The following is a 12,547-nucleotide window of genomic DNA, read 5'->3' as shown; positions in this document are numbered from 1 at the left end:
CCATGCGCCGCCTGCGCCGTCACGACCTGGTCTGGCTGCGCGCCGGTGCGGCGGTGGATCTCACCGCCTGCAGCGCAGCCGCTGCCGCCGATGTCGAAGCCTGGCGCAAGGCCGGCAGGCCGCTGGTCAGCGCGCGCGGCGACGGCCTGTCCGCCGACCGCCTGCGGCTCGGGCTCACACTGCCCGGCACCGGCGAGCGCCGCCGCGTATCGCTGACCGCGGCGCGCACCGACGTCGAACGCAGCACGCCGCCACCACCGCTCGACACGCTGGTCGACACGCTGCCGGCCGCGCACCGACCGTCGCTGCATGCGTTCGCCGAGCGCTGCACCGCGCTTGGCATCGCGCCGCGCGTCTACGGTTCGCTGCTGTGGCAGTCGCTCAGTGGCGAGCCCTGTCTGCGCGCCGACAGCGACCTCGATCTGCTGTTCGACCTCGAAGGCCCCGCGCCCCTGCCCTCGCTGCTCGAGCTGCTGCGTGACGCCGACGGCGCGCTGCGCCTCGACGGCGAGATCCGCTGCGGCGCGCACGCGGTGGCGTGGCGCGAACTGGCGGCCGCGTTCGATGGCAGCGGCCCGCGTCGCGTGCTGGCGAAATCGGACGACGACGTCGCGCTGATCGACGTCGCAGCGCTGTGGCCGGCACGGAGCCGCGCGGCATGAACGCACCTGCACGGATCGCTGCTGCACGCGCCGCAGTCGACTGCGAGCGCATCGGCCGGCTCGCCGTGCGCAGCCTCTACCGCGAGGTCGCGCTCGCGCCCAAGCCGGGCCTGGTCAGCCCGGTCGACAACGGCAGCCACGACGACATGGACATGTCGACCTTCTTCCGCAGTCTGTTCGCGCTGCGCCACTATTTCCGCGACATCGCGCACGCTGGTGCCGACGGCGCCGGATTCGCCACGCTGCAGTCGCTCGGGCTGGCCGCCGAAACGCAGATGCTGGCCGCCACCGGCGGCATCAACACCCACCGCGGCGCCATCTTCAACCTCGGCCTGCTGTGCGCCGCCGCCGGGCGCGTCGCTGCGCAGGGCGGAACGACCACCGCCGGGCACGTCGCGCACACCGTCGCCCGCTGCTGGGGCGCCGACATTCTCGCCGCGCGACCGGCCGACGGTACGCCACAGGCCGACAGTCACGGCCTGCGCGTCGCCCGCCGCCACGGCACGACCGGCGCACGCGAACAGGCGGCCGCTGGTTTTCCCGACGTGATCGGCGCTGCGCTGCCTGCGATGCACGAAGTGCTTGCCACATCGGGTGACGACCGCCAAACCCGCGCTGCGGTGCAGGCGCTGTTCGTGCTGATCGCGCGGCTGGACGACAGCAATCTGCTGTGGCGCGGCGGCCGCATCGGTCTCGCCTACGCACAGGCCGCAGCACTTTCCTTCATTGAAGCGGGCGGCGTGTTCGCCGACGACTGGATCGCGCGGGCGCAGGCCACGCACGACTCCTTCGTCGCCCGCCGGCTCAGTCCGGGCGGCGCCGCCGATCTGCTTGCGGTGACGCTGTTCCTGCATGAGCTGGAGTGTCCGGAATGAGGCTGATCGTGCTGTTCAGCGGACAGGGCGGACAGACGGCAGAGCACCTGTCCGAACTGCGCGCCGACGCGGAAACGCGCGCCCGGCTGCCGGCACTCGACGCGTTGCGCGACAACGATCTGGCCAGCAACGTCACCGCACAGGTCGTAATCAGTGCACTGCACGCGCTGCGCTGGCGCCGCCTCGCGCAGCGGCTGCCGCGGCCGCTGCTGTTCGCCGGTTACTCGCTGGGCGAACTGAGCGCGTTCGCGGTCGCGCGCGGTCTGCCGCTGAAGGACTGGTTCGATCTGGCCGCCCGGCGCGCCGCACTGATGGACGCCGCCACGGCACAGCCGTCTGGCCTGCTCGCCGTGCAGGGCCTGACCGAAGCCGCGTTGCGCGCAGCGCTCGACGGCAGCGGCTGCAGCATCGCCATCCACAACGGCGACGCCCACTTCGTCGTTGGCGGCGCACGCACTGCGCTGATCGAGCTCGAACACACTCTGCCCAGGCACGGCGCCCGGCGCTGCGTGCGCCTCGCGGTTCGCACGCCGTCGCACACCCCGCTGCTCGCCGCCGCACAGGCGCCGCTGGCCGAAGCACTCGCGCCGTGGGCCGACGCCCGCCTGTCCGTTCCGGTCATCGCCGGCATCGACGGCCGCGTACAGCGCGACGCCGCCGATGCAGTGCGCGCGCTGACTGCCCAGGTCGCACAGACCATCGCCTGGTCCACCTGCATGGACACCGTGCTCGAATACGCACCCGAGGCCGTGCTCGAAATCGGCCCCTGCAACGCCCTCGCGCGCATGCTGGCCGAGCGTGCACCGGAGTTGCCGGTGCGCGCCGTCGACGACTTCAGCAGCGATGCCGCGGTGGTCGACTGGCTGGAGCGGATGGCCGGATAGACGCTGCCCGGCTCGCCACGCGCGAACAAGCGCCGCTGTCGGGGTCAGAAGCCCCCTCCCACGCACCCCCGGCCCCCGCCATCGGACGCGCGCGATTCCTGTGGAAGCGATGTAAGGTTGCTCCATGCCTCCCGGTCTTCAGGGTTGTCAGCGCACACACGGACGATGTCGTGATACTCGGATTCAGTAAACGCAAGAGCTTCGAACAGGCGGTGCGGGCCTTCAGCCCGGATCTGTACCGCTTCGCCTGGTGGCTGTGCCGCGACAAGTTCGTCGCCGAGGACCTGGTGCAGGAAACCTTCGCCCGCGCGTGGAAATCGTGGGACGACATCAAGGATTCCGCCGCCACCAAGAGCTGGCTCATCACCATCGTGCGCCGCGAACACGCGCGGCTGTATGAGCGCAAGCAGTTCGACTACGTCGACGTCGAACTGGAAGACCTGCAGATCGCCGCCGACCACGAACCGATAGAGCTTTTTGAAATGGAAAACCTGCTCGGCAGCCTGCCGCTGACGCTGCGCGAACCGCTGGTGCTGCAGGCGCTGGGCGGCTTTTCGTGCGCCGAAATCGCCGACATGCTGGACACCACCGAAGGTGCGGTGATGACCCGTCTGACCCGCGCCCGTCAGGCGCTGCGCAGCGCACTGACCGGCCAGCCGGCGCGGAGGGCCGAATCGTGAGCAGCTTCGACGACAAGAACATGACTTTCAACTGCATCGACTTCCGCCGCGAAAAGCTGGCCGACCCGCGCCGCCTGACCGAGGCGGCCGAGGAACACCTGATCGCCTGCCCGGCCTGCCAGACCTTCTCGCGCCGCGTGAACGCCGGCGAACGCATGCTGCAGCAGACGGTGGCGCTCGACGTGCCGGACGGTCTGGCCGAGCGCATCCTGGTCGGCAGTCGGGCGCGCACCCGTTCTCCGTTCAAGCTGTGGGCACTGGCCGCCAGCGTCGTGTTCAGCCTCGGACTGGGCGTGCAGTACTGGCACGCCGCGCCTGATCGAGAACATGTCGCGCTGGCGGTCGAGCACGTGATGCACGAGCCGGAGGCGCTGATGAGCACCCGCCTGATCGAACCGCAGCGCGTCGCCCAGGTACTGGAAAGCTTCGGCGCCGAGGTGAAGGTGCCGCTCGCCGCCGTGCGCTACGTGAAGCTCTGCCCGGTTCCCGGTGGCACCGGCTGGCACATCGTGTTCGACACGCCGGACGGTCCGGCCACCGTGCTGCTGATGCCGCAGAAGGACAGTCGCGTGCGCACGCTGACCACGCAATACCGCGGCATGGGGGTGCATGTCGAAGCCGGGGGTCAGGGCGTAGTGGCCGTGGTGGCGCGCGACCCCGATCGGGCGCGCGGCGCCGCCGGCCTGCTGCACCAGCACGTCAGCTGGACACCGACGGCGGCACTGACCGCACACGACCGGGGCATCCGGCCGCGCAGCTGACACCGCAGTTTCATGGCACGACGGGGCGCAGGGTTTACAATCCCGCGTCCATTTTTTTGGCTGCCGTGCCTCGCCCGCGATGGAACTGACCCGCCTGCTGTCCCAGCTCGACAACCGGATGCTCGGAGAAATGTTCTCCGAAGACACCATCGTGCGCGGCAGCCAGTACGTGACGCGGGTCGGCGACATCGACGTGCAGGGGCCGACACTGCGCGCGCTGGTGCGTGGCACCCGGCCGCAGCCCTACCAGGTGACGGTGCGGCTGGAGCGGCGCGAATACTTCGGCGAGCGCACGCTGGAGATCGCCACCCGCTGTTCCTGCCCGGTCGGCAACCGCTGCAAGCACGCGGTCGGCCTGCTGCTGGCGGCGAAGAAGCAAGGCGAACTGATCGAGCGCCCGCGCGCCGAGGTGCTGCGCTGGGCGCAGACGCTGCAGAAGCGCCTGAGCGAAGAACCGACGGGCGCCTCGCGCAAGCGCGCCACACCCAAGGAATCGATCGCCTATCTGATCACGCCGCGCGGCAGCCAGCCGGCCGACCTGCGCCTGCTCAAGGCCAGACTCACCGACCGCGCCGGCCGCGACAGCACGCCGGGCGGCGACAGCCAGCCCTGGTTCAACTTCGAACAGGCGCTGCTGAAGCCGCCCGCCTTCGTGCAGGACAACGATCTGCCGGTGTTCCGCACGCTGCGCGACGCGATACGCAAACGCGCGACCAGCGTGTTCGTGCCGTTCGAACTGCGCGGCGCCGACGGCCTCGCCGTGCTGCGCGCCGCACTCGACACCGGCCGCTGCTTCGTGCGCGCCGACGAGGGCAGCGACGACGCGCGTCCGCTGAAGCCGGGCGAAGCGCGCGTCGGTCAGCTCGAATGGCAGACCGAAAAGCTCGGCGTGCGCGCCCTGCTCGCCTGCACGCCGCCGGCCGACTGGACGCTGCCGACCGACCCGCCCTGGTATCTCGACGTCGCCCGCGGACGGGCCGGCGAAATCACCCACCCGGCGCGCGAAGCAGTGCAGGCGGTACTCGAACTTCCGCTGCTCACCACCGCCGAACTGCCGCTGGTGGCCGAGGCGCTGGCCCAGGCCGCGCCCGCGCTGCCGTCGCCGCTGGGGCGCGACGCCGCCAGCCTGCCGCTGATCGAAGAGGCGCTGCGCCCGGTACTGAAGTTCGCCAGCCTGCCGGTATGGCACGTGAAGCCGCACCGCCGCTACGACAAGGCGCTCGGCCACGCGCTGTACGACATCGCCACGGTCGCGCTCAGCTACGGCCAGGCGAAGTTCGCCGCTACCGACAGCTCCGACCTGGCGACGCTGCCCAACGGCCGCGCGGTGCGCGTGAAGCGCGACAGCGCGGCCGAACAGGCGGCGCTGGCCTTGCTCGGCGAAGTCGGCTTCGCGCCGGTGCAGGCGCGCTGGCTGCAGATGTACGAATCGCTGCCGGTCGGCGCGCTCGGCCTGGAGAGCGAAGAAGCCTGGGCGCGCTTCTTCGGCGACGCCGCCGGCCGCCTCACCCGTGCCGGCTGGCAGATCGAGTGCCCGCCGGACTTCCGCCACCGCGTGCTGGTGGTCGATGAGTGGCACGCCGAGCTGGACGAGAACGAGAACGGCTGGCTCGAACTGTCGCTCGGCATCGACGTCGGTGGCCGCCGGCTCGACCTCGCGCCGCTGCTGCACGCGCTGTTCAAGCGCGACGGCCGCTGGTTGGACCCGATCGCGCTCGACCGCATGCGCGACGAGGACACGACCGATCTGTTCACCGCCGAAGGCGAACGCATCATCGTGCCAGCCGGCCGCATCAAGCCGCTGGCGCGCACGCTGGTCGACCTGTTTGACAGCCCGGCCGGCGGCGCACTGCAGGTGTCGCGCATGGACGCGCCGCGGCTGGCCGAAGCGCTCGATGCGAAGTGGACGCGCGAAGGCTTCAAGCCGCTCGAACAGTGGGTCGAGCGCCTGCGCGGCATGCACGGCGTGGCGCCGGTCGACGCGCCGGAAGGCTTCGGCATCGAACTGCGCCCCTACCAGCGCGAAGGTCTGGCCTGGCTGCAGCACCTGCGCGCGCACGACCTCGGCGGCATCCTCGCCGACGACATGGGCCTGGGCAAGACCGCGCAGACGCTGGCCCACCTGCTGACCGAAAAACGAGCCGGCCGGCTCGACCGCCCGGCGCTGGTCGTGCTGCCGACCTCGCTGGTGTTCAACTGGCAGCGCGAAGCCACCCGCTTCGCGCCCGAACTGCGCGTGCTCAAACTGCACGGCCCGGACCGCGGCGAGCGCTTCGCCCAGGTGCCCGAGCACGACGTCTGCCTCACCACCTACCCGCTGCTGTGGCGCGACCACGAAAAGCTGGCCGCGCACGACTACCACCTGCTCATCCTCGACGAAGCGCAGACGGTGAAGAACGCGGGCAGCCAGGCCGCCCGTGCGGTGCGCCTGCTGCGCGCGCGGCACCGGCTGTGCCTGACCGGCACGCCGCTGGAAAACCACCTCGGCGAACTGTGGGCGCAGTTCGACTTCCTGCTGCCCGGCTTCCTCGGCGAACAGAAGGATTTCACGCGCACCTGGCGTACGCCGATCGAAAAGCACGGCGACCCCATACGGCGCGAGCTGCTGGCGCGTCGCGTCGCCCCCTTCATCCTGCGCCGGCGCAAGGACGACGTCGCCGCCGACCTGCCACCGAAAACCGAAGTGCTGCGCACGGTGGAACTGACCGGCCGCCAGCGCGACCTGTACGAAACCGTGCGCGCCGCGATGGACAAGCGCGTGCGCGACGAAATCGCCACCCGCGGTTTCGCCCGCGCACGCATCGTCATCCTCGACGCGCTGCTCAAGCTGCGCCAGGTGTGCTGCGACCCGCGCCTGCTGAAGACCGACAGCGCCGCCCGCGTGAAGGAACGGGCCAAGCTCGACCTGCTGATGGACATGCTGGAGAACCTGCTGGCCGAAGGTCGCAAGGTGCTGGTGTTCTCGCAATTCACCGGCATGCTCGACCTGATTCACGAACAGCTGGTCGAAGCCGGCATTGGCTGCGTCATGCTGACTGGCGACACGCAGAACCGCGAGGCGGTGGTGCGCCGCTTCCAGGAGGGCACGGTGCCGGTGTTCCTGATCAGCCTCAAAGCCGGCGGCGTCGGCCTCAACCTCACCGCCGCCGACACCGTGATCCACTACGACCCCTGGTGGAACCCCGCGGCCGAAAACCAGGCCAGCGACCGCGCCCACCGCATCGGCCAGGACAAGCCGGTGTTCGTCTACAAGCTCATCGTCGCCGGCAGCATCGAAGAACGCATCGTCGCTCTGCAGGAAAAGAAAGCCGCCCTGGCCGAAGGCATCCTCGGCAACGACGAAGCGGCGCTGGAGAAATTCGGCGAGAACGATCTGGCGGCGCTGCTGGAGCCGCTGGCGGAGTAAGCCGCCTCCGGACGTTCAACTCCGCGACCTCCCGGTCCATGCGCGCAGGGCACGACCGACGGGGACAGGAGGCGGCGCCCATCCCATGAAGCACAGGAAGCGCGGGCCGGGCTTCCAGGCAGCCCTGGAGGTCACACAGACATCCGCGCCGGACCACACCTGCATAGATGCCTTGAGCATTGCAACCACGACAAATGGCTGATTGCGGCAGCCCTGTCGATAGCCGATTATGCTGCGCGATTCATACGGCATACCTGCCGAACGATCTTTGTGCGGATGCAGGAATCCGGAAGTCCTGATCCGTTCCATCGCGCCTTGATGTTCGGGCGCAAGCATCCTCCTGTCACGCCCCAGAAAGGATTGAGAATGAAAAAGGCCCTCTATGCCGCTCTCCTGTTCCTGGCCTCATCCAGCGCGAGCGCAGCACCGGTCAGGTGGGAACTCGTGGATTTCCAGTTCAGTGACGCGGCTACCGCCTACGGGTCGTTCACATACGACAGCGACACGGAAACCTTTCACGACATCGACATCCGTACGACCGATGGCCCGACACAGGCAGGGCGTCACTATGTGTCCACTGCAGGCACCTGGGGCATGCATGCGCCCCAGGGAACCTTGGCTTTCAGCGACAGCACCGGGCCGGATTTCACGGACGCAGGCTGGTTCCGAATGGATATCTACGTTCACTTCAACGCGTCCCCAGGGACCATCGCCACACAGTGGTTTCCAGCCAGCGCCGAGAGCTTCTGCATGAACGAGTCATGCTGGACAGCAGCGAGTGAAGACATTGCTCCGGGCAAATCCCGCAGGCTGACGGCGGGCTACCTGATCGCGGCAGCGCCGGTTCCGGAGCCCGCGCCATTCGTACTCGGAACTGCGGGCCTGTTGGTCATCGCCGCGCGTCTCGCTTCACGCCAGCGCCGGATCTAGCCCCAATCCGGCAAATGGCCTGCCTGTTCTGGACGAAGCGGTATGCCGCTTCATCTAGAACGGAGGGTGGCCAGCGCTTCCTGGAGCAGCCGTACTCGGGTTCCCCTATTGACTGAAATGGAAGGGGACAGACGGCACTTCGTATGGCTCTACGCAATTTGTAGATATGGGGACGGACCACGCTTTCGTTCCGCGAGATGCGCGTTCCAGGCGTCTCAATCTCTTGTTGCCCCGTGTTTCCCCTCTCGCCCTGAATCCTGGCCGCGCTCACGCGCTCATGCGCGGCCGCTTTCCGGTGATCGAAGCGGCGGGTAGCCTGCGATCAGTCACCCTCTCACAAACCGAACCGGAGTGATGGCAGCCCTGGAACGGCACCGTGTCAGGCGCGTCCTACCCGACGTCTGCGCACTGCCCGTCGCGGCTACACTGGCGCGCATCGACACCCCGAAAGACTGAACACATGAAGTCACTGATCGTCCTGTTTGCGCTCACGTCGTCCCTCGTCGGCTGCGCGGTCTACACGCCGTCGGGTGCCGTCATCGTCGATCCGGGTCGCAGCGGCCCGGGCGGCGGCTTCTGTCCGCCCGGTCAGGCGAAGAAGGGCAATTGCTGACCCGTCGTACCGGCTGCGGCGCGCTCATCGGTGTCGCGGCGGTCCGTCCGTCAGCGCGTCGTGTCCGTTCCGGTCAGTCCGATTTCCAGCAGTGAGGAGGAAATTTGCGATGTGGAGTCTGTTCGTCCGCTTCGTGATGGCCTGCGCCCTGCTCCCGGCCAGCGTCTGGGCCGCGGACACCATCGAATCCGTTCCGGTGCGTTTCGCAAAGGGTGCTTCGTCGGTCACGCTGACCGGAACACTCAAGTGTGACCGCATCGTCGACTACCGCCTGCGGGCCCGCGCCGGACAGACGCTGAGCGTCAGGCTCGAGGCCGGCCACACGGCGAACTACTTCAATGTGCTGCCACCCGATTCGCGCGACGAAGCGATCTTCATCGGCTCCACCCAGGGCACGGAATGGACCGGGCAGCTGGCGTCCGATGGCGAGTACACGGTACGGGTCTATCTGATGCGCAGTGCCGCGCGCCGCAACGAGACGGCGCGCTACGCGCTGACCGTCGGCATCACCGGCAGCGGACAGAGCGCACCCTCGCTGGGCCGTGCGCCGGCGAGCGATGCCCGGGTCGCCGGCACGCCCTACCATGCCACCGGTCAGGTCCCCTGTTCGATGGGTGCGGCGCCCGCTGCGTCCGCCCGGTGCGACTTCGGCGTGATCCGCGGCGCGCCCGGCAACGCCGAAGTGCACCTGACACCGCCCGGCGGCTTCCGGCGCGTGCTCCGCTTCGTCGGTGGCACGGTGAGCGCCGACGGCGATGCCCCCCGCGTGCAGACCGGCAGGGAGGGCGATGCATGGCTGATCGACGTGAATGACTACGAGCACTACCGGATCCCGGACGCGGTGATCAGCGGCGGCTGAGGCGCGACGTGATGCTTTCCCATGTCATGGTCGGCACGTCCGACTTCGAGCGCGCGATGATCTTCCACCGACCGGTCACCGATGCGCTGCGCCAGGGCAGCCGCGGCGACGTCCCGCCTGGCCTGCGCCCGGAGAAACCCGCTCACCACGACGGCGCGCCTTTCCGTAACCGCGATGGCATCACGTTCCGTATCGTCAGCCATCAGCCCGGGTAAGTCGGGCTCGATGCACCCACCCTCCTCGCGAGACCGGCGGGCGCTCGCGGTCGTCGCCACCTTCGAGGCCCTGAAGGGCGTACTGGCGCTGATCGGCGCGTCGGGCCTGCTGCTGTGGGTCCACGCGAGCCTGCACGACGCCGCCCTCCGTCTTCTGGCGCATCTGCACCTGAATCCGGCCTCCACCTATCCGCACATCTTCGTCGACGCGGCCACCCATCTCGACAACACGAACCTCACGCTGCTTGCGGTCGGTGCGGGGGGCTATGCCGCCCTGCGCTTCGCTGAGGCCTGGGGTCTCTATCGCCACGCGGCGTGGGCCGAAGTGCTGGCCGCCGTCAGCGGGGCGATCTACGTCCCGTTCGAGATCGTCGGCCTATGGCACGGCGTGAATGTGCTCGGTGTCGGCGCGCTGGCGCTCAACCTTATAGTCGTGGCGATCATGGTGGCGGCGCTGTTGCGCCGCCGGCGTCACGCGGCTGAGAATGCCGGCTGAACCCGATCCGTCGCCGGAGCCCCGCATGCCCCACCTCCTCCACATCGAATCCTCCCCCCGCAAACAGCGCTCGGCCTCCATTGAGGTCGCGCGCGCCTTCATCGACGCCTGGCAGGCGGCGCACCCCGACGGCACGGTGGATGTGCTGGATGTGTGGTCCGAGGCTATGCCCGAATTCGACGGCGCGGCGCTGGATGCGAAGTACGCCGGCCTCACCGGTACGCCGCTGACCGACGAACAGGCAACGGCCTGGGCGCAGATCCGGGCGCTGGCGGCGCGCTTCCAGAAGGCGGACCGGCTGGTCATCAGCGCACCGATGTGGAACTACTCCATTCCGTACAAGCTGAAGCAGCTGATCGACGTGGTGTCGCAGAAGGACCTGCTGTTCACCTTCGACGAACGGGGCCAGCTCGGTACGCTCGGCCACTGCAAGGCGATGCTGGTGCTGGCGCGCGGCGTGGAGGTGGGTGACGCGCCGGACGCGCTGAAGTCATCGGAGTGGGATCTGCAGCGCCAGTATCTCGACCTGTGGCTGCGCATGGTCGGCATCACCGAGGTCGGCCACATCGTCGTGCAGAAGACGCTGTACGGCCCGGAGGTCGACGCCGGTTCGCGCGCCGAGGCAGCAGCACGGGCCCGGGCGATGGCGGCGACCTTCTAGCCACGGCTGCGATCCCCCGGCGGAGCGCGCGATGACCACGGCCACCCCGCATGTCCGCACGACCGGCGCCGGTCCGGCGGTGATCTGCCTGCATGCGAACGCGAGCACGTCGTCGCAATGGCGCGACCTGGGCGACGCGCTGTCCGCCCGTCACCGGGTGCTCGCGCCGGACCTGTATGGCGCCGGCCGCAGTCCGGACTGGCCTTCGGACAGCCGGATCGCGCTGCGCGACGAAGTCGATTTCCTGGCGCCGGTGTTCGACCAGGCGGGCGAATCCTTCGTGCTGGTCGGCCATTCCTACGGCGCAGCGGTGGCGCTGATCGCCGCCCTGACCTGGCCGGAGCGCGTGCGTGCGCTGGCGATCTACGAGCCCACGCTGTTCGCCGTGGTCGACGCGCAGCAGCCGCAGCCGAACTGCACCGGGGGCATACACGCTGCAGTGGCGGCGTCGGTGGCTGCACTGGAAGCCGGTGACCTTCACGAAGCGGCGCACCATTTCATCGACTACTGGATGGGCGATGGCAGCCTTGCGGCGATGCCCGAGCCGCGCCAGCAGGCGGTCGCGGAATCGATGCGCAATGTGCGGCGCTGGGCGCACGCGCTGACCACCGAGCCGACGCCGCTTGATGCGTTCGCCGCGCTGGATATGCCCGTGCTCTACATGCTCGGCGCGTCGTCGCCCGAGTCGGTGCACGCGGTGGCACGCGCGCTGATCCCGCGGCTGCCGAAGGTGAAGGTAGTCGAATTCGCCGGGCTGGGGCACATGGCGCCGGTGACGCATCCGGACATCGTCAATAAGGAAATCGTGCGCTTCGTTGCGGCGATGGCGCCCTGATGGTTGAGGCCGGCGCGGTTTCTCTGCCGGGTCGCGGTCAGAAGACCGCTCCTACAAGAACCCGCCGACGAGTGATCGAGCGCGACCGAAAGCGCCAACACGCACGTGCAGCCGATGGCGACGTTGGTCGCGTGTCGCAACTCGCACCCCAGTTCAGGCTCTGCCGCCGCCCGCGCCGACGATCAGATTGAACACCTCGCGCGCCAGCAGCAGTTCCACCGGCGTGCCGCCGCGCAGCGCGCTGATCGGACGGAACACGCCGCCGTGCGGTTCGAGTGCGGCCTTGGGCGCCTCAAAGGTGGTGAAGCGCAGCAGATGCACCCTGACCGGGCCGTCTGCAGTCGACACCCAGTGATTGAAATCGCCGGCCCGCACCACTTCGGCCGGGTTTAGGCCCAGCCGTGCGATGGCCGCTGCTTTCACTGCCTCGCCGTCGTCCGCCGCGTCGGCGGCGGGCGCGGACATCATTTCGGCCGACGGCGGAAGCGGTGCCGGCAGCAGCAGCGTATCGTTCCATTTCGCGAACACGAGCGCGGTGCTGTAGCTGTCGAAATGCACCAGCATCACCCGATTGGCGACCAGTACGTCGTCCTGTGACTCCACGGTTCGCTCCCTTGCGGCAGCCACCGTCGGCTGATCCGGCGCGAGGTCTGCTCACCGGTCCGACGGC

Annotated in this window: 14 protein-coding genes; 13 read left to right on the top strand and 1 reads right to left on the bottom strand. The window is 69.1% G+C overall.

What is annotated here, in order from left to right; genetic code table 11:
* Positions 1–2: 2 nt before the first annotated feature.
* The 13 genes from mdcG to WDZ97_RS00400 all read left to right on the top strand — a co-directional run bounded on the left by mdcG (position 3) and on the right by WDZ97_RS00400 (position 11,877).
* Entirely contained in the window at positions 3–662 is a 660-nt protein-coding gene (gene mdcG / locus WDZ97_RS00460; RefSeq protein ID WP_425761465.1) for a malonate decarboxylase holo-[acyl-carrier-protein] synthase, read from the top strand.
* Complete coding sequence (gene mdcB, locus WDZ97_RS00455; protein WP_425761464.1) at positions 659–1,537, top strand: triphosphoribosyl-dephospho-CoA synthase MdcB; 879 nt, start codon at positions 659–661, stop codon at positions 1,535–1,537. Before mdcG ends, mdcB begins: the two co-directional genes overlap by 4 nt.
* Entirely contained in the window at positions 1,534–2,421 is an 888-nt protein-coding gene (locus WDZ97_RS00450) for an acyltransferase domain-containing protein (protein ID WP_425761463.1), read from the top strand. Before mdcB ends, WDZ97_RS00450 begins: the two co-directional genes overlap by 4 nt.
* 170 nt (positions 2,422–2,591) lie before the next feature.
* Entirely contained in the window at positions 2,592–3,101 is a 510-nt protein-coding gene (locus tag WDZ97_RS00445) for a sigma-70 family RNA polymerase sigma factor (RefSeq protein ID WP_019917232.1), read from the top strand.
* Positions 3,098–3,862 carry a DUF3379 family protein gene (locus WDZ97_RS00440; RefSeq protein ID WP_304002013.1) on the top strand — a complete coding sequence of 255 codons (765 nt, stop codon included), beginning with the start codon at positions 3,098–3,100 and terminating at the stop codon, positions 3,860–3,862. The genes WDZ97_RS00445 and WDZ97_RS00440 overlap by 4 nt, the downstream gene beginning before the upstream one ends.
* A 79-nt stretch (positions 3,863–3,941) precedes the next feature.
* Entirely contained in the window at positions 3,942–7,268 is a 3,327-nt protein-coding gene (locus tag WDZ97_RS00435) for an SNF2-related protein (RefSeq protein ID WP_425761462.1), read from the top strand.
* Between the two features lie 366 nt (positions 7,269–7,634).
* Positions 7,635–8,198 (top strand): hypothetical protein, encoded by a 564-nt coding sequence (locus WDZ97_RS00430; protein WP_304002008.1) that lies wholly within the window; start codon positions 7,635–7,637, stop codon positions 8,196–8,198.
* 460 nt (positions 8,199–8,658) lie between these two features.
* On the top strand, positions 8,659–8,811 hold the full coding sequence (locus tag WDZ97_RS00425; RefSeq protein WP_425761461.1) for a hypothetical protein: 153 nt from the start codon (positions 8,659–8,661) through the stop codon (positions 8,809–8,811).
* A gap of 109 nt (positions 8,812–8,920) precedes the next feature.
* Positions 8,921–9,670, top strand: coding sequence for a hypothetical protein (locus WDZ97_RS00420; RefSeq protein ID WP_425761460.1), 750 nt, complete (start codon positions 8,921–8,923; stop codon positions 9,668–9,670).
* 8 nt (positions 9,671–9,678) lie between these two features.
* Positions 9,679–9,885, top strand: a complete 207-nt coding sequence (locus tag WDZ97_RS00415; RefSeq protein ID WP_304001999.1) for a hypothetical protein — start codon at positions 9,679–9,681, stop codon at positions 9,883–9,885.
* 10 nt (positions 9,886–9,895) lie between these two features.
* Complete coding sequence (locus WDZ97_RS00410; protein ID WP_425761459.1) at positions 9,896–10,381, top strand: DUF2127 domain-containing protein; 486 nt, start codon at positions 9,896–9,898, stop codon at positions 10,379–10,381.
* 25 nt (positions 10,382–10,406) lie between these two features.
* A complete protein-coding gene (locus WDZ97_RS00405; protein WP_425761458.1) occupies positions 10,407–11,042 on the top strand; it encodes an FMN-dependent NADH-azoreductase in 636 nt (211 codons plus the stop codon).
* Between the two features lie 31 nt (positions 11,043–11,073).
* Entirely contained in the window at positions 11,074–11,877 is an 804-nt protein-coding gene (locus WDZ97_RS00400) for an alpha/beta fold hydrolase (protein WP_425761457.1), read from the top strand.
* Between the two features lie 153 nt (positions 11,878–12,030).
* Here the strand turns inward: WDZ97_RS00400 and WDZ97_RS00395 are convergent, their stop codons facing one another.
* Complete coding sequence (locus WDZ97_RS00395) at positions 12,031–12,480, bottom strand: hypothetical protein (RefSeq protein ID WP_304001990.1); 450 nt, start codon at positions 12,478–12,480, stop codon at positions 12,031–12,033.
* Positions 12,481–12,547 lie beyond the last annotated feature (67 nt).

The sequence above is a fragment of the Methyloversatilis sp. MC4-4 genome, from assembly GCF_049843555.1.
In the GTDB taxonomy this organism is placed as follows: domain Bacteria; phylum Pseudomonadota; class Gammaproteobacteria; order Burkholderiales; family Rhodocyclaceae; genus Methyloversatilis; species Methyloversatilis discipulorum_B.
Note: the sequence above shows the minus strand (reverse complement) of the source record. Positions and strands in the feature narration are given on the sequence as shown.